Raw genomic sequence first — 21,298 nt, 5'->3', positions numbered from 1 at the left:
CCCGTTCCTACAATCGCTCCAATGCGAAAAATGAAGCGATGGGTGTGGGGACTGGTGGCCGTGCTTGTGCTGGGCGGGGCTGCGTGGTGGTGGAACCAGAGCCGCGCTGCGGACCTGCCGGTGTACCGCACCGGCACCTTGGAGCGCGGGCCGCTACTGGCCACCGTGGCGGCCAGCGGGGCGGTGAACCCGGTGACCCAGGTGTCGGTGGGCACCCAGGTGTCGGGGCAGATCAAGGAGCTGTACGCTGACTTCAATGACGAGGTCAAGGCTGGGCAGCTCATCGCCATACTGGACTCGGAAACCTTTGAATACCGCGTGCGCTCGGCCCAGGCCGATGTGGATGCCGCGCGGGCCGCGGTGCTGACAGCCCAGGCCAACGCCGCAGCGGGCCGGGCCGCCATCTCCAAAGCCCAGGTGGACCTGACCGAGGCCCAGCGCGACCATGACCGCAAGCGCGACCTGGCCGACAAGCAATTCATCGCCCAAAGCGAGGTGGACCGCACCCGCGCCTTGGTCAACACCAGCGGTGAGCTGCTCAAGCTGGCCCAGGCCCAGGCCAGCGTGACCCAGGCGCAGATCACCACCGCGCAGGCCAATGTGGCGCAGCGCGAAGCCATGCTGGGCCAGGCGCGCATCGACCTGGGCCGCACCCGCATCACCTCGCCGGTCAACGGCATCGTCATCAAACGCACCATCGAGCGCGGCCAGACCGTGGCCGCCAGCCTGCAGGCGCCCGAGCTGTTTGTGATTGCGCAAAACCTGCACGACATGCAGGTCGAAGCCAGCATCGACGAGAGCGACGTGGGCCGCATCCGCCTGGGGCAAAAAGCCAATTTCAATGTCGATGCCTTCCCCGGCCAGACCTTTGAGGCCGAGGTGCGCCAGGTGCGCAAGGCCGCGCTGAACGTGGCCAATGTGGTCACCTACGTGGCCGTGCTGCGCTTTGCCAATACCGACGGCCGCCTGCTGCCGGGCATGACGGCCAATGTGCGCGTGGTCACCGACATCCGGCAAGACGTGCTGAAAGTGCCCAACGCCGCCCTGCGCATGCGTATTGTCGATACAGTAAATGCTACAAATACCGTAGCTACTAGCGTAGGTACTACATGTGCTAGCGGCACTATTTCTATAAATTCTGCACGCCGGGGCCGAATCTACCTGCTGGACGCGCTGGGCAAGCCCGTGGCCACCAACGTCTGCCTGGGCATTACCGACGGCAGCAGCACCGAGCTGGTCGACCCCAATGGCGCATTGCAAAGCGGCACGGCGGTCGTCACCGGCAACCCCCTGGCTGGAGCCCCCCGTGCAGGCGCGCCCAAGCTGCCGTTTTGATGCAACCCCATCCCTCAACCAATATGGCCGCCACCTGGTCGATCGCGGTATTTGCCCACAACGAGGCCCCGCGCATTGCCGCCACCCTGCGCAGCATCGAGGCCGCCGCCCAGGGTATGGCGGTCGAGGTGGTGGTGCTGGCCAATGGCTGCCAGGACGGCACGGCGCAGGTGGTGCGTGATCTGGCGGCGACCAGGCCCCATCTGCGCGTGGTGGAGATCGCGCTGGCCGACAAGGCCAACGCCTGGAACGAATACGTGCACACCATGGCAGCCACGCCCACCCTGCACGTGTTTGTGGACGGCGACGTGCAGGTCGCCCCCGGTGCCTTGCGCGCGCTGGCCGAGCGGCTGGCGCAGGTGCCTGCAGCCCACGCCGTGGGGGCCCTGCCCACCACCGGCCGCGACCGCGAGGGCTGGAGCCAGCGCATGCTGAGCCAAGGCACGCTGGCGGGCGGGCTGTACGCGCTGCGCGGCAGCTTTGTGCAGACCCTGCGCCAGCGCGGTATCCGCCTGCCGCTGGGCCTAGTGGGCGAAGACTGGCTGGTGTCCCTGTGGGCGGGCCGCGACCTGCAGCCCATCGCCATGGAGCTGGAGGGCAGCGACTACGTGGTGTTTGCGCCCGAGGCCGGGTTTGCGTTCCGCTCGCTCAGCCCCTGGCGGCTGCACGACTACCGCACCTACGCACGCCGCCTGTGGCGCTATGCCCAGCGTGGCGTGCAGTATGAAATGGTCTGGCAGTGGCTGCGGCTGCGCTTGCCGGAATCTTTGCCGCCCGATGTGCAGACCTTGTACGCCCAGGCCCCCGCGCCGTCGCGCCTGCTGTGGACCGGCTCGGTCCTGGGGTCACTGCTGCGCTGCCTGGCGGTGCAGAAGGTACGTCGGAGGCAACTCTGATGCCAGTCGTCCAAGCCCAGGCGCTGACCAAGAGCTACGCCATGGGCGGTGACGTGGTGCACGCCCTGCGCGGCGTGTCGCTGGAGATTGCCGACGGCGACTTCGTGGCCATCATGGGCACGTCGGGCTCGGGCAAGTCCACGCTGATGAATATTTTGGGCTGCCTGGACACGCCCAGCAGCGGCAGCTACGCCCTGGCGGGCGAGGCAGTGCAGGGCCTGGATGCGGACGCGCTGGCCCAGGTCCGCAACCGCCGCATCGGCTTTGTGTTCCAGCAGTTCAACCTGCTGCCCCGTGCCAGTGCGCTGGAGAACGTGGAGCTGCCCCTGGTCTACGCCGGGGTGGCGGCGGCGCAGCGCCGAGAACAGGCCACCGCCGCCTTGCAGCGGGTGGGCCTGGGTGAGCGCATGCACCACACGCCCGCCGAGCTGTCGGGCGGGCAGCAGCAGCGGGTGGCGATTGCGCGGGCCCTGGTGAACCAGCCGCAGCTCATCCTGGCCGACGAGCCCACCGGCGCGCTGGACAGCCAGACCTCCGAGGAAGTGATGCAGCTGCTGGCCGACCTGAACGCCCAGGGCATCACCGTGGTGCTGGTCACGCACGAGGCCGATATCGCGGCCTGGGCGCGGCGCAAGATCGTGTTCAAGGACGGGCAAATCGTGGAGGACTCTGGCGGGGTGTCTGCGCCGACGCTCGCCCGGGACGGGCGGCAGGCCAGCCGGGCCAGTGCGCGCATGAACGGCATGGCCGCACTGCGCAGTGCCTGGCGGGCGCTGGCCTCGAATGCGCTGCGCAGCCTGCTGACCATGCTGGGCATCATCATCGGCGTGGCGGCGGTGATCACCATGGTGGCGGTGGGCCGCGGCGCGACCGACCGGGTGCAAGAGCAAATGAAGGGCCTGGGCTCCAACATCATGCTGGTGCTGCCCGGCGGGGCCACGGCCGCGGGCGTGCGCCAGGGCGCGCAGACCCGCAGCCGCCTGACCGAGGAAGACGCCACCGCCATCCAGGTCGAGGTGCCCGAGGTGCAGGTGGCTGCGCCCTCGTCGCGCACCATGGCCCAGGTGGTGGCCAACAACGCCAACTGGAGCACCACCATCTTTGGCACCAACAACGATTATTTAGAAGCCCGCGAATGGCCGCTGGCTGCCGGTCGGGCGTTTGAAGAGGCGGAGCTGCAGGGTTCGGCCAAGGTCGGCCTGATTGGTGCCACCGTGGCGCAGGAGCTGTTTGGCGATGCCGACCCCATCGACCAGACCGTGCGGGTGCGCACCGTGCCGGTGAAGATCGTCGGCGTGCTCAGCCGCAAGGGGCAAAACTCCATGGGCCAGGACCAGGACGACATCCTGGTGCTGCCGATCTCCACCTACCGCAACCGCTTACAGGGCGGTTCGCCGGGCAATGTGAAGCGGGTTTGGGCCATCAACGTGAAGGTGCGCGAAGGCCAGAGCATGCAGGTGGCCGAGGACAACATCCGCGAGCTGCTGCGCCAGCGCTTCAAGGTGGAGGCCAGCGCCGACGACACCTTCACCATCCGCAACCTGAGCGAGATTCTGGAGGCACAAGAGCAGTCCAGCCGCACCATGACCCTGCTGTTGGCGGCCGTGGCGGGCATTAGCCTGCTGATTGGCGGCATCGGCATCATGAACATCATGCTGGTCAGCGTGACCGAGCGCACCCGCGAAATCGGGCTGCGCATGGCGGTGGGGGCGCGCGGGCGAGATATTTTGGTGCAGTTCCTGATCGAAGCCGTCACTTTGAGTTTGCTGGGTGGCGCGGCGGGCGTGCTGTTGGGGGCGCTGGCCACCTGGGCCGTGGGGCAATGGGCGGGCTGGCAGGTGAGCATGACGCTGGCCTCGATTGCGCTGGCGGTGGGGTTTTCGGCGGCGGTGGGTGTGTTTTTTGGTTTTTACCCAGCGCGGCGGGCTTCGCTGTTACAGCCTATTACGGCTTTACGGCACGCCTGACCGGGTACATTGGGCCGAGTTTTTAGGAGATAAATATGGTGCGCAGTTGGAATGGAATGGGCCTGTTGGCCGTAGCGGGGTTGTTGGCCAGTTGCGGTGGCGGCAGCGACGGTGGCAGCCCGGCGGTGTGCGCCGCAGTGTCCACCACCACGGCCAAATCTGCGGCAGTCAATCTGCTGTCGGGTACGGGCGCGCAGGCCGAATCGATGCGCCAGACCGCGGGCAGCACGGCATCGCCGCTGCAGCCGCGCCCCGCACTGCAGGTGCTGGCCCGCGCCATCGCCCTGGGCGATGTGGCGCAGGCCAAGGTGGCGGCCGTCAAACCCCTGGTGGCGCAGATGGGCGTGCCCCAGCAGATCGGTTTGCCGCGCGATGTGGCCGCCACGGGCACGTTGGCCAGCACCGCGGCTTTGCTGCAGTGGCAGGCCACGGCAGCGGGTGGACAGGTGGCGGCCATCAGCATCCAGTCCGGTCAGGCCGTGGGCCTGCGCTTGGGCGTGCTGGTAAAAAGCTTGCCCGCTTCGGCCACGCTGCGGGTCTACGCCCCCGGCGCGGCCACGGCTTACACCATTCCGGCCCAAGACGTGCTGGACACCCTGGCGCGCAACCGCGCAGCGGGCGACACCAGCGATGCCGGGCGCACCTACTGGGCTCCGGTGGTGGACGGCACCGAGGCCACGCTGGAGATCGAGCTGCCCGCGCTGGTGTCTCCCGCCGAGGTGCAAATTGCCATTCCGCGTGTCTCGCACCTGTTCAGCAGCCCGGTGTTGGAGGCCAAAGTGGGCAACACTGCCAAGGCGGCGGTCGGCAGTTGTGAGGTCGATGTGGCCTGCAGCCCCAGCTACGCCACCGAGAGCAATGCGGTGGCCCGCATGAACTTTGTGAGCGGCGGCGCGGCGTATCTGTGCACTGGCACGCTGGTCAACGATGCCACGGGCAGCGGCACGCCGTACTTTCTTGGGGCCAACCACTGCGTTTCGACCCAGGCGGCGGCATCGACGCTGCAAACCTGGTGGTTCTACCGCGCCAGCACCTGCAGCGGCTCCACGCCCGATGCTGCAGCCACCACCCGCACCGGTGGGGCCACCTTGCTCTACGCGAATGCCACCACCGACACCTCGTTCATGCGCCTGGCCGATACACCGCCCACGGGGGCCGTGTTTGCAGGCTGGTCGGTCAATGCCCCCACGCTGGGTGACGCGGCGGCCGGTTTGCACCACCCGCAGGGCAGCTGGCAGGCCATCAGCAGCGGTGTTATCAGTTCGTTCCTGAACTGCACGGGGCTCATGGCATCGTCGCTGGACTTTAGTTGCAGCGTGTCGAACCAGGCCAACGGCAATTTTGTCAACGCCCAGTTCAGCCGCGGTGCCACCGAAGAAGGCAGCAGCGGTTCGCCCCTGTTTGAAACCATCGGCAGCGGCCATTACCTGGTGGGTCAGCTGTACGGCGGCAGTTCCAGTTGCAGCAACCCCACCGGCAGCAACGCCTATGGCCGGTTTGACGTGGCCTACAACGCCGCCCTGCGCCAGTGGCTGGCCCCCAGCAGCTGCCGTTGAACAGGTTTGCTCTTAAATAAATAGCTGCTAGCGTAGGTGCTATTTACGCTAGCAGCTGTTTTTTTTTAAATTTCAAGGCGCCCGTGCTGCAGGCTTTTGCAGGTACGCACCGGACGTAAATAGCTGGTTTTCTGCCGCAGCGATGCGCCCCACCACTGCGCTGCCCGACTGCGCTACTACCAACTCCAGCAGGGCCTCCACCAGCGCCATCCCGGCGGCGGTGGATGGAAAGAAAGACGGGCTGTGTACCGAGAACAGCAGCGTCTCGTCGGCCAGCAGCGACAGCGGCGAAGCCGTGCTGTCGGTGATGGCCACCAGCTTGCAGCCGCGCTGGCGGGCGGCCTGCGCCACCACCTCGGCCTCGCGCGAATAAGGCGCAAAGCCCACCACCAGCACCGTGTCTACCGGCTGCAGGGCGCGCAACTGCATCTCCAGTCCGCCTGCATGGCCGTCCAGCAACTGCACCGACGGCCGGAACAGCCGCAGCCCATAGGCCAGGTGGAAAGCCAGCGCATAGCTGGCCCGAAAGCCCGCCACATGCAGCTGCGGCGCGCCCACCAGCAGTGCGGCGGCCCGGCCCAGGGCCTCGCCGTTGTGGGTTTTGGTGAACTGCAGGTTGTGCGCCTGTACCGCAAACAGCTCGTCTTGCAGCGCTGTGTCGCCGCCCGATTTGCTGCTGCGGGCGATCAGGCTCTGGGCCCGCTGGCCGTACTGCTCGGGCGCCAGACCCAGCTCCAGCGCAAACGCCTCCTTCAGCTGCGGCCAGCCTGCAAAACCCAGCGTCTGCGCAAAGCGCACCAGCGTGGCCGGTGGCACCTCGGCCCGCACGGCGATGCTGCGCATCGACACGGTGACGATCTCGTTCGGGTGGTCCAGCGCGTACTTGCCTGCGCGTTGCAGGCCGGGGCTGAGGGTGGAAAAGCGTTCTCGGATCAGGTCACTGGCGTTCATGGAACAGATGTTACGTGCTTTGATTTGTGAATCGTATGTTGCATTTCATTTTAATTTTGGTATATTTGTTCCATTAAATTAATTAACGCAACACCTAGACCACTCGCCATGACCCACGTCTTCCACCGCCACCTGCACCACACCCCGCCCGTCGCCATATCGGCCCAGGGCATGCGCATCCGTGACGCGGCAGGGCGCACCTACCTGGACGCCTCCGGCGGTGCCGCCGTGTCCTGCCTGGGCCATGGCCACCCCGACGTGCTGGCGGCCATGCACGCGCAGATCGACCAGTTGGCGTACGCCCACACCAGCTTTTTCACCAGCCAGGTGGCCGAGGAACTGGCCGACCACCTGGTGCAGCACGCGCCCGAGGGCATGGACCAGGTGTACCTGGTCAGCGGCGGCTCGGAGTCGGTGGAGTCTGCGCTGAAGATGGCGCGGCAGTACTTTGTAGAGATCGGCCAGCCCCAGCGCAGCCACTTCATCGCCCGCCGCCAGAGCTACCACGGCAACACCCTGGGGGCCTTGGCCGTGGGCGGCAACGCCTGGCGGCGCGCACCGTTTGCGCCGCTGCTGGTGCCCGCCACCCACGTCGCCCCCTGCTACCCGTACCGCGAGATGCGGGAGGGCGAGACCCCCGCTGCCTACGGCCTGCGCCTGGCCGCCGAACTGGAAGCGGCCATCCTCGCCCAGGGGCCGGACACGGTGATTGCCTTCGTGGCCGAAACCGTGGGCGGGGCGACTGCCGGGGTGCTGACGCCCGTGCCCGGCTACTTCCAGGCGGTGCGCGCCGTGTGCGACAAGTACGGCGTGCTGTTGATCCTGGACGAGGTGATGTGCGGCATGGGCCGCACCGGCACGCTGTACGCCTGCGAGCAAGAGGGGGTGGTGCCAGACCTGTTGACCATCGCCAAGGGCCTGGGCGGCGGCTACCAGCCCGTCGGCGCGGTACTGGTGCAACGCAAGATCACCCAGGCCATGGGGGCTGGCAGCGGCTTCTTCCAGCACGGCCACACCTACCTGGGCCACCCGGTTGCCTGCGCGGCGGCGCTGGCAGTGCAGCGCGTGATCCAGCGCGATGGTTTGCTACAAAAAGTACAGCGCGATGCCCAGGTGTTGTCGGCGCTACTGCATGAAAACATGGGCCAAAGTCCCTGGGTAGGCGATATCCGCGGCCAGGGCTTCTTTTGGGGCATCGAGCTGGTGGCCGACCGGGCCCGCAAGACCCCCTTCGACCCCCGCCACAAGCTGCACGCCCGCATCAAAAAGGAAGCCATGGCGCGCGGCCTGCTGTGTTACCCCATGGGTGGCACGGTGGACGGCCAGGCCGGCGACCACGTGCTGCTGGCCCCGCCCTTCATCGCCACGCATGCCGATTTGACCGAGATCGCCAGCACCTTGGCGGCTTCCATCGACGCGGCGGTGGCCAGCCTGCCGCGCTGAACCCCTTTCCCCTTTCGTTTCCTTTCACCCCCTAGGAGTTTTGCCATGTAAGCTTGTGCCCCCTCACGCCTGTTTTCTGCCGTCCTGCTGCTCTGCATCGGCCTGCCCGCCCTGGCCCAGGAGGCCAACGACACGATCAAGAAGGTCAAAGACACGGGGGCTATCACCCTGGGCCACCGCGAAGCCTCGTTCGGCTTTTCATACGTGGACGGTGGTGCCAAGCCGCTGGGCTACAGCATCGACATCTGCATGAAGATCGTGGACGCGATCAAGGCCGAGGCCAAGCTGCAAAACGTCGAGATCCGCTGGCAGCCGGTCACGTCCAGCAACCGCATCCCACTGGTAATGAACGGCACGGTGGACATTGAATGCGGCAGCACTACCAATCTGGTCGAGCGGCAAAAGCAGGTGGCGTTTTCGCCGGACATCTTCCGCTACAACGTGCGCATGGCGGTGAAGGCCAACGCGGGCATCAAGAGCATTGCCGACCTGCAGGGCAAGACGGTGGTGACCACGGCGGGCACCACCTCGTTCCGCCTGCTGAAAGAAGCCGACAAGGCCAAGAACCTGGACATCACCAACATCGGTGCCAAGGACCATTCCGAGTCTTTTCTGATGCTCGATACGGGCCGCGCCGCTGCCTTTGTACTGGACGACATCCTGCTGGCCGGGCAGATCGCCAACGCCAAGAACCCGAAAGACTTTGCCATCGTAGGCGAGTCGCTGCGCACCGAAAACCAGTCGCTCATGTACCGCAAGGACGACCCGCAGCTCAAGGCGCTGGTGGACCGCGTGGTGGGCGGCATGATGAAGTCGGGCGAGATGGAAAAGCTCTACACCCAATGGTTCATGTCGCCGATTCCGCCCAAAAACGCCAACATCCACTACCCGCTGAACGCCGAGACGCGGGAGGCGTTTGCCAACCCGTCCTCCAAAGGCATCTGAACATGCGTATCGCCCTCATCCACGCTCTGGCCCATTCGGTGGAGCCCATCAACCGCGCCTTTACGGAACTGTGGCCTCAGGCGCAGGTAGTGAACCTGCTGGACGACAGCCTGTCGGCCGACCTGGCGCGCGGTGGGCGGGGGCTGGATGCGGCCATGCACCAGCGCTTTGCCCAGCTGGCGCAGTACGCGGTGGACACCGGGGCCGAGGGGATTTTGTTCACCTGCTCGGCCTTTGGGCCCTGTATCGAGGCGGTAGCGCGGGCGCATCCGCAGGTACCGGTGCTCAAACCCAATGAGGCCATGGTGGCCGAGGCCTTAGGGCAGGGCGGTACGCTGGGCCTGATCGCCAGCTTTGGCCCGACGCTGCAGTCCATGCCTGCCGAATTTCCGCCCGGCCAGCGGTTGGAGCTGGCGCTGGCCGAGGGCGCGCTGGAGGCCTTGAACCGGGGCGACGGTGCACGCCACGATGCCCTGGTGGCCGCACAGGCGCGGGCACTGCAAGCCCGGGGCTGCACCCGCATCGCCCTGGCCCAGTTCAGCCTGGCCCGGGCACGGGCGGCCTGCGAGGCGGCTACGGGTTTGCCGGTGTTGACAACCGTGGACAGTGCGGTGAGGGCTTTGCGGGCGCGGTTGGCCGCCCAGTGATAATCGTCCCATCTTATTTTTGGGAGTGCGTGTGGATACCATTTTGCTGATCAAAGCCGCCATCATGGGCATTGTTGAAGGGCTGACCGAGTTTTTACCGGTGTCCAGCACCGGACATTTGATTTTGACCGGCTCGCTTTTGGGCATGACGGACGACAAGTCCAAGGTATTCGACATCGCCATCCAGACCGGTGCGATCCTGGCCGTGATCATCGTCTACTGGCAGCGGATTGCCGGGGCCATCAGTGGCTTTAGCAGCAGCGCCCGCTCGCGCCGCTTTGTGTTCAACGTGGCCATCGGCTTTCTGCCTGCGGCCCTGGTCGGGTTTTTTGTCTATAAAAGCATCAAGGCCTATTTGTTCAACGCCCCGGTGGTGGCTACAGCCTTCATCGTCGGCGGCCTGATCATCTGGTGGGTAGAGCGCCGCGCCAAACCCGTGGTACGCATCCAGGAGATCGACGACATGAGCGGCCTGGATGCCCTCAAGGTCGGCCTGGTGCAGTGCCTGGGCATGATCCCCGGCACCAGCCGTTCCGGTTCCACCATCATCGGCGGCATGCTGCTGGGCCTGTCGCGCAAGGCGGCCACCGATTTCAGCTTCTTTCTGGCCATCCCCACGCTGATCGCCGCCGGAGGTTACAGCCTGTGGAAAGAACGCGCGCTGCTGTCCATGGCCGACTTTCCCCTGTTTGCCGTGGGCTTTGTGGTCAGCTTCTTGAGCGCGTGGCTGTGCATCCGCTGGCTGCTGCGCTACATCTCCACCCATGATTTCGTGGTGTTTGCCTGGTACCGCATCGCCTTTGGCCTGGTGGTGCTGGCCACCTGGGTGACGGGCACGGTGACTTGGGCCGCCTGATGGCTGCCATCCAGGCCGTCATTTTCGATGCCGACAGCACGTTGGTAGACAGCGAGGAGCCGGGCATGGACGTGCTGCACGCGCTGGCCGTGGCCCATGGCGTGCAGGTCAGCCGCGCCGAAGCCCACCAGCGGTTTCGCGGCGCGCGTATGGCTGACTGCATAGCCTGGATTACGGCCCAGTTGCCTGCCCAGGCACCAGGTTTTGAAGCCGCACTGACGGCCCAGGTACGCGAGCAGTCCGAAATCCGCTTTCGCCAGGACCTGCAGCCTTTGCCAGGCGCGCTGGCCTTGCTGCAAAGCCTGCAGATCCCTTTTTGCGTCGCCACCAACGGCCCGCGCGAAAAGGTCGAGCTGACCCTGGGCCTGACCGGCTTGCACCATCTGCTGGGTGAACGCATTTTTTGCGCCTACGAGGTCGGCCATTTCAAGCCGGACCCCGGCCTGTTCCTGCACGCCGCGCAAGCCCTGGGCGTGGCCCCGGCCCACTGCGCGGTAGTGGAAGACAGCCTGCCGGGCCTGTTGGCCGGTTTGGCTGCGGGCATGCAGGTGTTCAGCCTGCACCCGCAAGAGGGTCTGGCGGCGGACGTGGCCGAACGGGTGACGTTTATTGACGGTCTGCAGGCTCTGGGGCCGCTGCTGGCGCGCTGATATTCCCAATATTCAGTAGGGCCGCCTCGATCGCCGCCGCCGTGGCCAGCGGTTTTTCCATGGGGAACAGGTGGCTGCCGTCCAGCATCATGGTGCGGCCCTTGGTGATTTTGGTGGTCAGGCCCATGCCGATCTGGCGCATCTCGGCCGAATGTGTGCCGCCGATGAAGGCCACCGGGCATTTCAACGGGCGGCGGCGCAGCAGGCCCTCCAAGTTGTCGGGAAAGCAGTTGTAGATGGCGGTTTCCACCGCACGGTCGAAGCCCAGAACCCGCTGGCCGTCCTCGTCGCGGGTGCCGTAAGTAATGTAGTCCTGCAGTACCTGCGGCTCCCAGCGGGCAAAGGCTTTTTTGCCCTGGAAGTGCGCCAGTGCCGCGCTCTGGTCGGCCCAGTGTTGGCGGCGGGTGCGGCTGATTTTGCCGGGCGACACCACTTCCACCATCTTGGCCCGCTTGAAGGCCCCCAGTGTGGTGGCGCGCCAGCCGCCGACGATGGGTGCGTCCAGCAGCAGCACGCCGCAGGCCAGCTCCGGGTGGCGGGCGGCCACCATCAGGCTCAAAAATCCACCCAGCGAATGCCCGACCAGAAACGCAGGTTGGCTCTGCCGCGCCACTGCCTCGGCGGCAAAGTCGGCCAGTTGCTGCACCAGGTGCGGCCAGTTGTTGGTGACTGGGTACTGCGGGTCATGCCCGAGCTGGTCGATGGCCTCTACCGCGAAGCCGCGCGCGCGCAGGCTGGCGAACAGTCCGCTGTAGGTGGCGGCGGGAAAGCTATTGGCGTGGGTAAAGACGATGGGGGGCAAAGGCAACATAAACGGCATTCTGTGACTTTTGCCCGCCACAGAGAGTCGCGTATGCGCGCAGCGCTAAATCAAGCGCTCTTGCGGGGTGGTGATCTTGCGCAGCGGCTTGCCCCGGGCGGATTCGACCATCAGCGGAATCTCGGTTTGCTCGCCGTTCCACATCGGGTCTTCGATGCTGTCGAACACCTCGCGCAGCTTGTGGCCCCAGCTGCTGTGCAACATCTTCATGTAGGGGTTGTTTTCGTCAATACAGACCACCTTGTCGGTCTGGAAGGTGTCGGCCTCGTACACCACCAGGTCCAGCGGCAGGCCGACGGACAGGTTGGACTTGAGGGTGGAGTCCATCGACACCAGCGCGCACTTGGCGGCTTCGTCCAGCGGGGTGGTGGGGGTGATCACGCGGTCCAGCACGGGCTTGCCATACTTGGATTCGCCGACCTGGAAGTACGGGGTTTCGGGCGTGGCTTCGATGAAGTTACCGGCCGAATACACCTGGAACAGGCGCATGCCCTCGCCCTTGATCTGGCCGCCAAAAATCAACGACACATTGAATTCCACGCCCGCCTGTCGCAGCGACACCGCGTCGCGGTCGTACACATGGCGCACGGCCGCGCCCAGCACCCGGGCCGCGTCGAACATGCTCTTGGCGTTCCAGATGGTGATGGGTTCGCTGTCGTCGCTGTCTTTGAGCTGCTCGATCTGCAAGATCTCGCGAATGGCCTGCGAAATGCTCAGGTTGCCCGCCGACAGCAGCACCATGAAGCGGTCTTGCGGCTTTTCGTAGACGATCATCTTGCGAAAGGTACTGATCTGGTCCAGCCCGGCGTTGGTGCGCGAATCGGACAGGAAAACCAGCCCGGCATTGAGTTTGATGGCGACGCAGTAGGTCATGGTGGTACGGGTAAGAAGCTGAAATGGGGTTAGGCCGATGCGCCCAGGCTGAGTTTCTTCAGGCTGTACAAGGCCTCCAGCGCTTCGCGTGGAGACAGGGCATCCGGCTGGATGGCGGCTAGCGCTGATTCTAAAGCGCTGGGTCCGTCGTCGGGCTTTTGGGGCGGCGGCGCAAACAAATCCACCTGCGCCTGGTTCCCCAGCGCATGGTCTTCCAGCGCGGCCAGCGTGTGGCGGGCATGGTTCAGCACGGCGGCGGGCATGCCGGCCAGCCGGGCCACCTGGATGCCGTAGCTGCGACTGGCGGGGCCGGGCTGCAGCTCGTGCAGAAACACAATGTCGCGGCCCGACTCGGCCGCGCTGACGTGCATGTTCACCGCGCCATGGTGCTGGGCCGGGAACTCGGTGAGCTCGAAATAGTGGGTGGCAAACAGGCAGAAGGCCTGGGTTTTGTCGTGCAAATGAGCGGCAATGCCGCTGGCCAGCGCCAGGCCGTCGAAGGTGGAGGTGCCGCGGCCAATTTCGTCCATCAGCACCAGGCTATGGGATGTGGCGCTGTGCAGGATTTGCGCGGCCTCGGTCATCTCCACCATGAAGGTGGATTGCGCGTTGGCCAGGTCGTCGGCCGCGCCGATGCGGGTGTGGATGGCATCGATAGGGCCCAGGCGGCAGGTACTGGCGGGCACATAGCTGCCCATGCTGGCCAGCAGCACGATGGTGGCCACCTGGCGCATGTAGGTCGATTTACCGCCCATGTTGGGGCCGGTGATGATTTGCATGCGCTGGCGGTGGCCCAGGGCGGTGTCGTTGGCGATGAAGCTGGCGTTGCTGGTTTCGGCCAGGCGGGCTTCTACCACCGGGTGGCGGCCCCCTGCAATGGCGATGCAGGGCTCTTTCACGAACACCGGGGCGCACCAGTTCAGCGTGAGCGAGCGCTCGGCCAGGGTGCACAGCACGTCCAGCGCGGCCAGGGCGTAGGCCAGTTGGCCCAGGCGCGGCACAAAGGCCTGCAAGGCATCCAGTACCTGCTCAAACAGCCATTTCTCGCGGGCCAAGGCGCGCTCCTGGGCGCTCAGGGCCTTGTCTTCAAAGGCTTTGAGCTCGGGGGTGATGAAGCGCTCGGCGTTCTTCAGCGTCTGGCGGCGGCGGTAGTCGGCGGGCACCTTGTCGATCTGGCCCTGGGTGACTTCGATGTAGAAGCCGTGCACCTTGTTGAACTGCACGCGCAGGTTGGCAATGCCGGTACGGGCTTTTTCGCGGGTTTCCAGGTCCAACAAAAACGCGTCGCAGTTGGTCTGGATGTCGCGCAACTCGTCTAGCTCGGCATCGAAGCCGCGGTTGATCACGCCGCCGTCCCGCACCAGGGCGGCGGGCTCGTCCAGGATGGCGCTTTGCAATAGAGCGGCACAGCCTTCTGGCGGGTGCAGGGCCGCAGAAATTTGAACCAAAAGTGCTGATTGCGCAGGTACTGCCTGCACTAGTAGCTCTGCTTTTTGTAGCGTGTACTGCAGGGCTACCAGCTCACGCGGGCGCACTTGGCGCAGCGCGATGCGGGCGCTGATGCGTTCCACGTCGCCGCTGCCCTTGAGCTGTTCGCGCAGGCGCTGGCCCTGCCCGGCTTCGCGCAGGGTGGCAATGGCCTGCAGGCGCAGAGTAGCTTCGCTGCGGTCGCGCTGGGGTTCCAGCAGCCAGCGTTTTAGGGCGCGGCTGCCCATGCTGGTGCTGCAGGTGTCGAGCAGCGAGAACAGCGTGGGCTTGTCCTCGCCGCGCAGGGTTTGCGTTAGCTCCAGGTTGCGCCGGGTGCTCAGCGGCAGGTGGATGCTGGCATCGCCTTTTTGCACGCGGATGGATTGCACGTGCGACAGGGCGCGGCCCTGGGTATGCTCGGCAAAGTTCAGCAGGGCAGCGGCGGCCGCATGGGCCTGGGGCAGGTCGTCCGCCTGCCAAGCGGCCAGGGTGGCGGCGTGCAGTTGCTCTAGCAGCTTGCGCTGGCCCAAGCCTGCATCAAACTGCCAGGCCGGGCGGGCGGTGGTGGACAGTGCCGTGCCCGGTGCGGTGGCGCGCTTCAGGGCCTGGATGCGCTGCTCCAGGCTGGCACTGGCATCCGCGCTGTGCAGCAGTTCGCTGGGGGCGATACGGGTGACCCAGGCTTCGAGTTCGTCGCTGGGGCACTCGGCCAGGTGGATTTCGGCGCGGGTCACGCTCAGCCAGGCCAGGCCGCAGGTGTTGTGCGGCCCCTGGTGGATGGCCAGCAGCACGGATTCGGTCTTGTCGGACAGCAGCTCGGCATCGGTGAGCGTGCCGGGGGTCACCACCCGCACCACTTTGCGCTCCACCGGGCCCTTGCCCGTGACCTCGCCCACCTGCTCGCAAATCGCCACCGACTCGCCCAGCTTGATCAGCTTGGCCAGATAGCCCTCCATGGCATGGAAGGGCACGCCGCACATGGGAATCGGCACGCCCGCCGTGTGGCCGCGCTTGGTCAGGGTAATGTCGAGCAGGGCGGTGGCCTTTTCGGCATCGCTGAAAAACAGCTCGTAGAAATCGCCCATGCGGTAGAAGACCAGCGTGTCGGGGTGCTCGGCTTTGATGGCCAGGTACTGGGCCACCATGGGCGTGTGGGCGGCAGCGGGCGCGTCGGTGGGCAGAGCAGTGGACGGGGGAGGGGCTTTGGCGCTCAAGATCGTGGTTCCAGGAAAGGCGGGCGGGGGCCGATTATCGGCGACGGCCGCTAGCCCACCGCCTGCTGCATCCACCCCACAAACGCCTCCACCAAGGCCCGGTTCTCCGTGCGCTCGGGCAGCACGCAGTAATACGCGCGGTCTTCCGTCTGGTCGCCCGGCAGCGGCTGCGCGCAGGCCAGCACCAATTCACCGCGGGCCAGTTCGGCCTCGACCAGCAGACGCGGCACCAGGGCCAGGCCCAGGCCGCAGGTGGCGGCTGCGGCGGTCATAGAGAACAGCTCGTAGCGCGGGCCGCGTCGGGCCAGCGGGGCGGGCACGCCCATGGCATCGAACCACTGCCGCCAGCCGTCGGGGCGGGTGCTTTGCTGCAGCAGGGGGAGGTCGGCGATGGCTTGCGCGGTGAATGCCGTTGCGCCGCCCAGCAGCGCCGGGCTGCACACCGGCACCATATCCTCGCCCAGCAGGCGCACGGCGCGGGTGCCCGCCCACTGGGCCACCTGGTCGGCACTGCCGCTGTACAGGGCGGCATCGAAGGGCGTATCGGCAAACAGAAAGGGGCGGGTGCGGGTTTCGATGTGCACCGTGGTGTCGGGGTGCAGGGCCGTCCAGGCAGGCAGGCGCGGGATCAGCCAACGGGTGGCAAAGGTGGGCACCGCCGCTAGGTGCAGGCTGCCGCCGCTGCCCTGGTGCGACATGGCATCCAGCGTGTCTTGCTCCAGCCCCCGCAGGCGCACTGCCACCTGCTGTGCGTACTCGGCCCCCTGCGGTGTCAGCGCCACGCCGTGGCGGGTGCGGCGAAACAGCGGTACGCCGACAAAGGCTTCCAGTGCGGTGATCTGGCGCGACACCGCGCCCTGGCTCAGGGCCAGCTCTTGGGCGGCGCGGGTGTAGCTTTCGTGGCGGGCGGCGGCATCGAGGCAGGCCAGGGCTTGGAGGGAGGGGATTTTGCGGCGCATGGTATGCGAAATATACACAATATTGGGTTTGTTGTGGTCTGTTATTGATAGCTACTAGCGTAGATTAAATCTACGCTGTGGGTCAAAATAATTGAAGCACCTGTGGAATAAGAAGTTCAAAAAACGCATAACTGCGTGGTGCTTGCCTTGGCAATCTGGCGGCTGTGCACAAACGGGGACTATTTACGCCGCCTTAAGGCTAAGTTAATCGGGCTCTCGCAATACTGCGGCCCATCTTTCCTTTTGCGAATGTCCCCATGCGTCCCTCCCTTGCGCCGGATTCCCTGGACGCACCTGTTTCCCTGCGCCACCGCCCGGCCTGGATTGCGCACTCTCCCATCTTGAACGCGTCACGCACCTGGCAGGAACCCATTTGGGTGTCATTGGCGATCCTGGTCTGGCTGGCGGCCACGGCCTGGGCGCGGCCCCTGATGCTGCCCGACGAGGGGCGCTACGTGGGGGTTGCCTGGGAAATGCTGGCATCGGGCCACTGGCTGACCCCCACGCTGAACGGCTTGCCCTTCTTCCACAAGCCGCCGCTGTTTTACTGGATCACCGCCGCATCCATGTCGGTGTTCGGTGCCAACCCTTGGGCGGCCCGGGCGGCACCGCTGCTGGGGGCCTGGCTGGGCGCAGTCGCGCTGTACCTGTTTACCCGGCGCTGGGCAGGGCCGGTGGCTGCGGGCCGGGTGGCCGTGGCGCTAGCGGTGCAGCCACTGTTTTTGATTGGCGGGCAGTTTGCCAATATGGACATGCTGGTGGCGGGCTGCACCACGGCCACCATCTTGGCGGCGGCGGATGCGGTGCTGCGTATGGAACAGAAGCTGCCCTTTAAACGGTCGCTCGCCGCGGCCTGCGCCCTGGCGGGCCTGGGGGTGCTGGCCAAGGGCCTGATCGGTGCCGCGATTCCTGGCCTGGTCATGCTGGTCTGGCTGGTGGCCACACAGCGCTGGCGCAGGCTGTTGGCGCTGCTGTGGCTGCCGGGCTTGGGGGTGTTTTTGGCGGTGGCCGCACCGTGGTGTGTGGCCATGCAGCAGCAGTTTGCGGGCTTCTTCCACTACTTTTTTGTGGTGCAGCACTTCCAGCGCTTTGTGGGCAGTGGTTTCAACAACGTCCAGCCGTTTTGGTTTTACCCGGCGGTGCTGCTGCTGTTCAGCCTGCCCTGGACGCCGCTGCTGTACCGGCTGGCTATCCGGGGCTATGGGGACCGGGTACCGCACGATCCGGTGCGCAGCCTGATGGGGGTCTGGTTGGTGACCGTAGTGGTGTTTTTCTCGTTGCCGCAGTCCAAGCTGCTGGGCTATGTGCTGCCGGCCGTGCCGCCCCTGGCCTACCTGCTGGCCGACAGCCTGACCACTTTGCAGCCCCTGTCGCGCCGCATGCAAAACGTCTGGCGGGCCAGTAGCGCCATGGCGGCGGCGCTGGGTTTGGGCGCTATCGCCTGGCTGGCGGTGGTTCCGACCAAAAGCACGGCCGAAATCGCCGTGGCCTTGCAAAGCCACCGCACGCCCGGCGAGCCGGTGCTGATGCTCCAGCACTATTTCTACGATGTGCCGTTCTACGCGCGCCTGCACAACCCGGTCATGGTGGTCGATGACTGGCAAGACCCGGAAATCCGCACCGAGGACAGCTGGCGCAAAGAGCTGGTGGACGCGGGCCAGTTCGCCCCGTCCAAGGCGGCGGCTGCGCTGGTGGACGCAAGTCGACTGCGCGCGGCCCTGTGCCGGGCCCCGGTGAGCTGGGTCATCGGTCCGGCCCATGCTCTGGATGCCTACGCGCTACCCCCGCGGGCGCAAGCGGTGCTGACCGAACGCGGCACTACGCTGTGGCGGGTGGATGCAGTGTGCCCCGCTGCACCCTGACCCGCATGCCTAGCCCGTTGTCGCCTGGGCCAAACACCACCACCAGGCCGTGCAGCGCGGCAATCCGCTGCACGATGGACACCCCCAGGCCACTGCCGATTTCGGTTTGCCCCTGGGGCCGGTGAAAGCGGATGCCCAGGCTGGCCAGCTGTTCGGTGCTGAGCGGCGTGCCGTCGTTCTCTACCGCCAGGGCGTGCGGCGTGAAACGCAGCGTCACCAGCGTGCCCTGGGGGGCATAGCGCACCGCGTTGTCCAGCAGGTTGCGCAGCAGCACGGTCAGCAGGTCGGCATCGCCCTGCATCGGCAAGGCGGGCTGGCCTTCGGGCGGCCATTCGCAGGCCAGTTCGATGTGGCGGCGTTCGGCCAGCGGCAGGCAGTCGCCCATGGCCTGCTCCACCAATTGCGGCCAGTCCACCGGGGTGTGGGGGATTGCGGCGCTGCCCGAGCCCAGGCGCGCCTCTACCCGGGACAGGGCCAGCATTTGCGTCACCAGCCGGTCGGTACGGTCCAGGCCGGTGCTGAACTGGGCTTCGGCCTGCGCCCGCTCGGCCCCGCTGTGCGCGCGGCGGACCACGTCCCACTGGGCCCGCAGCACCGCCAGCGGCGTGCGCATTTCGTGCGCGGCATCGGCGGTGAAGCGGCGTTCGCGCTCCTGGCTGTCGTCGATGCGGGTGAACAGGCCGTTCATCGCCACCAGCAGCGGCCGTAGTTCTGCCGGTGCCCGCAGCGGGGATACGGGTTGCAAATCTTGCGCATTGCGGCCTTGCAACTCGGCTGCCAGCGTGCGGATGGGTAGCAGCGCTTGCCGCACCGCCAAGGCCATGGCCAGCAGCAGAAACGGCAACATCAGCAGCCAGGGCATGATCTGGCTGGCCGTGAGCCCGGCAACCAATTCTTGGCGCTCGTGCACGTCCTGGCCCGCGGCCACCAGCCATTCGCCGTTGGACGAGGGCAGGTAGTACACCCGCCAGGCGGTGCCGAACAACTGCGTATCCACAAAGCCCGCCGGACCGGGTCGGCGCTGGAGCTGCATGCCTTCGCGGTCGGTTAAAACCAGTTGGCCCTGGGCGTTCCACACCGCCACAGCCAGTTCGCGTGCATCGTCATCCAAGGGGTCGTCGGCAACGGGCGGGATCGGCGCAGGCAGCGGGCCTGTATGTTGGCGGTTGAACACCGCCTGCACCTGGCGGGCCAGGCGGACCAGCTCGCCGTCGTAGAGTTCGTTGACTTCATGCCGGGCCCGGCTCACCGACACCCACAGGGTCACGGCCCACACCAGCGGCGCGCACACCAGCAAGTACAGCAGTAAACGGCGTTGCAGGCTCATGGCCCGGCCTCGCCCGAGCCCAGTGCGTAGCCCACGCCGCGCAGTGTGCGCACGATGGCCGGGTCGATCTTGCGGCGCAGGTGGTGGATGTGCACCTCCAGCGTATTGCTTTCGGGCTCCGCGCCGCTCCAGTCGTACAGTTTTTCTTGCAAGTGGGCCTTGGATAGCACGCGCTGCGGGTGCTTCAGCAGGGCCTCCAGCAGGGCCAGTTCACGGCCCGTCAGCTCAATGGTTTCGCCCTTCCAGCGCACGTGTTTGCTGGCCGGGTCGTATTCGAGCGCGCCGTGCTGCCACACCGACTGGGCCCGGCCCGAGGTGCGGCGCATCACTGCCCGCAGGCGCGCTGCCAGCTCGTCGATGGAGATGGGTTTGACGAGGTAGTCGTCGGCCCCGCTGTCCAGGCCGGTGATGCTGTGCGCCGCGCCGTCGCGGGCCGTCAGGATCAGCATAGGCACGGCCACGCCCGCGTTGCGCCAACGCGCCAGCCAGACCAGGCCATCCCCGCCGGGCAGGCCCAGATCCAGCACCACGGCATCAAAAGTGGTGGCCGCCAGGGCCGCATCGGCCTGCGCACCATCGCCAAACCAGTCCACCACATGCCCGAGTTGGCGCAAGCCCGTGGCCAGGGCATCGCCCAGTAAAAGGTCGTCTTCCACAATCAATACACGCACGCAAGCCCCTAAAGCACCCCAAGGGTGCCCTAGCCATTATCCGGTGCGCACCACGCCACGGGTTTCCACCGCGCCCTTGCGGAATTCGTCCGGTGTCACCCCCATCAGGCGGCGGAACATGCTGATGAAGGCCGAGGCGCTGGCGTAGCCCAGGTCCAGCGCCACCGTCTCCACGGTTTGCCCGGCATCCAGCAGCGGCATGGCCTTGACCACCCGTAGACGCTGGCGCCACTCCACAAACGACATGCCCAGCTCGCGCTGGAAGCGGCGCAGCAGGGTGCGCTCGGTGGTGTGGGCGGCGTGGGCGATTTCGGGCAGGGTGCGGTTGTCGCCGGGCTGGGCTTCCAGAGCGCGCAGCACCGCGCCTAGCAAGGGGTCGTCGGAGCTGGGCAGGTAGCTGCCGGCGCAGGGAGCCAGGGCCAGCTGGTCGGCCAGCACCTGCAGCAGGCGCTCTTGCGCGTCGCTGCGGGGCAGGGTGCCGGGCTGCTGGCGCAGGTGCTCCAGCAGGGAGCGCACCAGCGGGCTGACGGTGAGGGCGCAGGGGTTCTTCGGCAGCGCGCCGCAGTGCTCGGCCGCCATGTAGAGCGAGCAGTGCACCACCTCGTAGCGGTTCAGGCCCATGTGCTCCACGTCGGGCGGCAGCCAGATGCCGTACTGCGGCGGGGCCAGGTAGTGGTGGTCGGCCACCTTGACCTCGATCACGCCGCTGAAGGCGTAGACGAATTCACCCCAGGCGTGGCGGTGCTGCGGGTAGCGCGAGTCGGCCTGCACGCTGCCTGTGCGAAAGAACATGGACGCGGGCAGGGCGCTGGTGAACGGCGCGGTTTCCAGGTGCATCCCGGGACTTGTACGGTGGTGT

Annotated in this window: 18 protein-coding genes; 10 read left to right on the top strand and 8 right to left on the bottom strand. The window is 66.4% G+C overall.

All coding sequences use genetic code 11. From position 1 onward, the window contains the following. Positions 1–30: 30 nt before the first annotated feature. The 4 genes from Q0T48_RS15255 to Q0T48_RS15240 are packed head-to-tail and all read left to right on the top strand — an operon-like array spanning position 31 to position 5,754. Positions 31–1,335 (top strand): efflux RND transporter periplasmic adaptor subunit, encoded by a 1,305-nt coding sequence (locus tag Q0T48_RS15255; RefSeq protein ID WP_295957668.1) that lies wholly within the window; start codon positions 31–33, stop codon positions 1,333–1,335. Continuing rightward, positions 1,335–2,231 carry a glycosyltransferase gene (locus Q0T48_RS15250; protein WP_295957666.1) on the top strand — a complete coding sequence of 299 codons (897 nt, stop codon included), beginning with the start codon at positions 1,335–1,337 and terminating at the stop codon, positions 2,229–2,231. The genes Q0T48_RS15255 and Q0T48_RS15250 overlap by 1 nt, the downstream gene beginning before the upstream one ends. After that, on the top strand, positions 2,231–4,198 hold the full coding sequence (locus Q0T48_RS15245; protein WP_295957664.1) for an ABC transporter permease: 1,968 nt from the start codon (positions 2,231–2,233) through the stop codon (positions 4,196–4,198). Before Q0T48_RS15250 ends, Q0T48_RS15245 begins: the two co-directional genes overlap by 1 nt. Positions 4,199–4,233: 35 nt before the next feature. Then, entirely contained in the window at positions 4,234–5,754 is a 1,521-nt protein-coding gene (locus Q0T48_RS15240) for a trypsin-like peptidase domain-containing protein (RefSeq protein WP_295957662.1), read from the top strand. A 72-nt stretch (positions 5,755–5,826) separates the two neighbouring features. On the opposite strand, the gene Q0T48_RS15235 is transcribed toward Q0T48_RS15240, so the two are convergent. Beyond that, a complete protein-coding gene (locus Q0T48_RS15235; protein ID WP_295957660.1) occupies positions 5,827–6,705 on the bottom strand; it encodes a MurR/RpiR family transcriptional regulator in 879 nt (292 codons plus the stop codon). Positions 6,706–6,813: 108 nt separating this feature from the next. Between Q0T48_RS15235 and Q0T48_RS15230 the strand changes: the two genes are divergently transcribed. The 5 genes from Q0T48_RS15230 to Q0T48_RS15210 all read left to right on the top strand — a co-directional run bounded on the left by Q0T48_RS15230 (position 6,814) and on the right by Q0T48_RS15210 (position 11,246). Further along, positions 6,814–8,148: an aspartate aminotransferase family protein gene (locus Q0T48_RS15230; protein WP_295957658.1), complete on the top strand. Its 1,335-nt coding sequence runs from the start codon at positions 6,814–6,816 to the stop codon at positions 8,146–8,148. Positions 8,149–8,232: 84 nt separating this feature from the next. Then, on the top strand, positions 8,233–9,093 hold the full coding sequence (locus Q0T48_RS15225; protein WP_295957692.1) for an amino acid ABC transporter substrate-binding protein: 861 nt from the start codon (positions 8,233–8,235) through the stop codon (positions 9,091–9,093). Positions 9,094–9,095: 2 nt separating this feature from the next. Beyond that, positions 9,096–9,740: an aspartate/glutamate racemase family protein gene (locus tag Q0T48_RS15220; RefSeq protein ID WP_295957656.1), complete on the top strand. Its 645-nt coding sequence runs from the start codon at positions 9,096–9,098 to the stop codon at positions 9,738–9,740. A gap of 31 nt (positions 9,741–9,771) precedes the next feature. Next, the gene (locus Q0T48_RS15215) at positions 9,772–10,596 is read left to right on the top strand and encodes an undecaprenyl-diphosphate phosphatase (RefSeq protein WP_295957654.1); all 825 of its coding nucleotides are present in this window, start codon (positions 9,772–9,774) and stop codon (positions 10,594–10,596) included. Then, positions 10,596–11,246, top strand: a complete 651-nt coding sequence (locus tag Q0T48_RS15210) for an HAD-IA family hydrolase (protein ID WP_295957653.1) — start codon at positions 10,596–10,598, stop codon at positions 11,244–11,246. Before Q0T48_RS15215 ends, Q0T48_RS15210 begins: the two co-directional genes overlap by 1 nt. Here the strand turns inward: Q0T48_RS15210 and Q0T48_RS15205 are convergent. The 4 genes from Q0T48_RS15205 to Q0T48_RS15190 form a co-directional block, all read right to left on the bottom strand. Further along, positions 11,203–12,048 carry an alpha/beta hydrolase gene (locus Q0T48_RS15205; RefSeq protein ID WP_295957691.1) on the bottom strand — a complete coding sequence of 282 codons (846 nt, stop codon included), beginning with the start codon at positions 12,046–12,048 and terminating at the stop codon, positions 11,203–11,205. The genes Q0T48_RS15210 and Q0T48_RS15205 overlap by 44 nt on opposite strands. Before the next feature lie 63 nt (positions 12,049–12,111). Further along, on the bottom strand, positions 12,112–12,939 hold the full coding sequence (locus Q0T48_RS15200) for a proteasome-type protease (protein ID WP_295957651.1): 828 nt from the start codon (positions 12,937–12,939) through the stop codon (positions 12,112–12,114). A 29-nt stretch (positions 12,940–12,968) separates the two neighbouring features. Next, entirely contained in the window at positions 12,969–15,551 is a 2,583-nt protein-coding gene (gene mutS / locus Q0T48_RS15195) for a DNA mismatch repair protein MutS (RefSeq protein ID WP_295957689.1), read from the bottom strand. Between the two features lie 119 nt (positions 15,552–15,670). Next, positions 15,671–16,579 carry a LysR substrate-binding domain-containing protein gene (locus Q0T48_RS15190; RefSeq protein ID WP_295957649.1) on the bottom strand — a complete coding sequence of 303 codons (909 nt, stop codon included), beginning with the start codon at positions 16,577–16,579 and terminating at the stop codon, positions 15,671–15,673. 257 nt (positions 16,580–16,836) lie between these two features. Between Q0T48_RS15190 and Q0T48_RS15185 the strand changes: the two genes are divergently transcribed. After that, a complete protein-coding gene (locus Q0T48_RS15185) occupies positions 16,837–18,441 on the top strand; it encodes a glycosyltransferase family 39 protein (RefSeq protein WP_295957647.1) in 1,605 nt (534 codons plus the stop codon). Here Q0T48_RS15185 and Q0T48_RS15180 read toward each other — a convergent pair. From Q0T48_RS15180 to Q0T48_RS15170, 3 genes are read right to left on the bottom strand one after another with little or no spacing between them, the layout of a single operon-like run. Then, on the bottom strand, positions 18,398–19,768 hold the full coding sequence (locus Q0T48_RS15180) for a sensor histidine kinase N-terminal domain-containing protein (RefSeq protein ID WP_295957645.1): 1,371 nt from the start codon (positions 19,766–19,768) through the stop codon (positions 18,398–18,400). The two genes, Q0T48_RS15185 and Q0T48_RS15180, sit on opposite strands and share 44 nt — an antisense overlap. Next, positions 19,765–20,439 (bottom strand): response regulator transcription factor, encoded by a 675-nt coding sequence (locus tag Q0T48_RS15175; protein ID WP_295957644.1) that lies wholly within the window; start codon positions 20,437–20,439, stop codon positions 19,765–19,767. The genes Q0T48_RS15180 and Q0T48_RS15175 overlap by 4 nt, the downstream gene beginning before the upstream one ends. A 36-nt stretch (positions 20,440–20,475) precedes the next feature. Beyond that, a complete protein-coding gene (locus tag Q0T48_RS15170) occupies positions 20,476–21,276 on the bottom strand; it encodes a helix-turn-helix transcriptional regulator (protein ID WP_295957643.1) in 801 nt (266 codons plus the stop codon). Between the last annotated feature and the right edge of the window lie 22 nt (positions 21,277–21,298).

The organism is Rhodoferax sp. (genome assembly GCF_025354435.1).
Lineage (GTDB): Bacteria > Pseudomonadota > Gammaproteobacteria > Burkholderiales > Burkholderiaceae_C > Rhodoferax_B.
Note: the sequence above shows the minus strand (reverse complement) of the source record. Positions and strands in the feature narration are given on the sequence as shown.

What these genes read in the sequence shown, in the direction of transcription:
- Q0T48_RS15255 (WP_295957668.1), top strand. Translation starts at nt 31, where the DNA reads ATGAAGCGATGGGTGTGGGGACTGGTGGCCGTGCTTGTGCTGGGCGGG.
- Q0T48_RS15250 (WP_295957666.1), top strand. Translation starts at nt 1,335, where the DNA reads ATGCAACCCCATCCCTCAACCAATATGGCCGCCACCTGGTCGATCGCG.
- Q0T48_RS15245 (WP_295957664.1), top strand. Translation starts at nt 2,231, where the DNA reads ATGCCAGTCGTCCAAGCCCAGGCGCTGACCAAGAGCTACGCCATGGGC.
- Q0T48_RS15240 (WP_295957662.1), top strand. Translation starts at nt 4,234, where the DNA reads ATGGTGCGCAGTTGGAATGGAATGGGCCTGTTGGCCGTAGCGGGGTTG.
- Q0T48_RS15235 (WP_295957660.1), bottom strand. Translation starts at nt 6,705, where the DNA reads ATGAACGCCAGTGACCTGATCCGAGAACGCTTTTCCACCCTCAGCCCC.
- Q0T48_RS15230 (WP_295957658.1), top strand. Translation starts at nt 6,814, where the DNA reads ATGACCCACGTCTTCCACCGCCACCTGCACCACACCCCGCCCGTCGCC.
- Q0T48_RS15220 (WP_295957656.1), top strand. Translation starts at nt 9,096, where the DNA reads ATGCGTATCGCCCTCATCCACGCTCTGGCCCATTCGGTGGAGCCCATC.
- Q0T48_RS15210 (WP_295957653.1), top strand. Translation starts at nt 10,596, where the DNA reads ATGGCTGCCATCCAGGCCGTCATTTTCGATGCCGACAGCACGTTGGTA.
- Q0T48_RS15200 (WP_295957651.1), bottom strand. Translation starts at nt 12,939, where the DNA reads ATGACCTACTGCGTCGCCATCAAACTCAATGCCGGGCTGGTTTTCCTG.
- mutS (WP_295957689.1), bottom strand. Translation starts at nt 15,551, where the DNA reads ATGGTGGCCCAGTACCTGGCCATCAAAGCCGAGCACCCCGACACGCTG.
- Q0T48_RS15190 (WP_295957649.1), bottom strand. Translation starts at nt 16,579, where the DNA reads ATGCGCCGCAAAATCCCCTCCCTCCAAGCCCTGGCCTGCCTCGATGCC.
- Q0T48_RS15185 (WP_295957647.1), top strand. Translation starts at nt 16,837, where the DNA reads ATGCGTCCCTCCCTTGCGCCGGATTCCCTGGACGCACCTGTTTCCCTG.
- Q0T48_RS15180 (WP_295957645.1), bottom strand. Translation starts at nt 19,768, where the DNA reads ATGAGCCTGCAACGCCGTTTACTGCTGTACTTGCTGGTGTGCGCGCCG.
- Q0T48_RS15170 (WP_295957643.1), bottom strand. Translation starts at nt 21,276, where the DNA reads ATGCACCTGGAAACCGCGCCGTTCACCAGCGCCCTGCCCGCGTCCATG.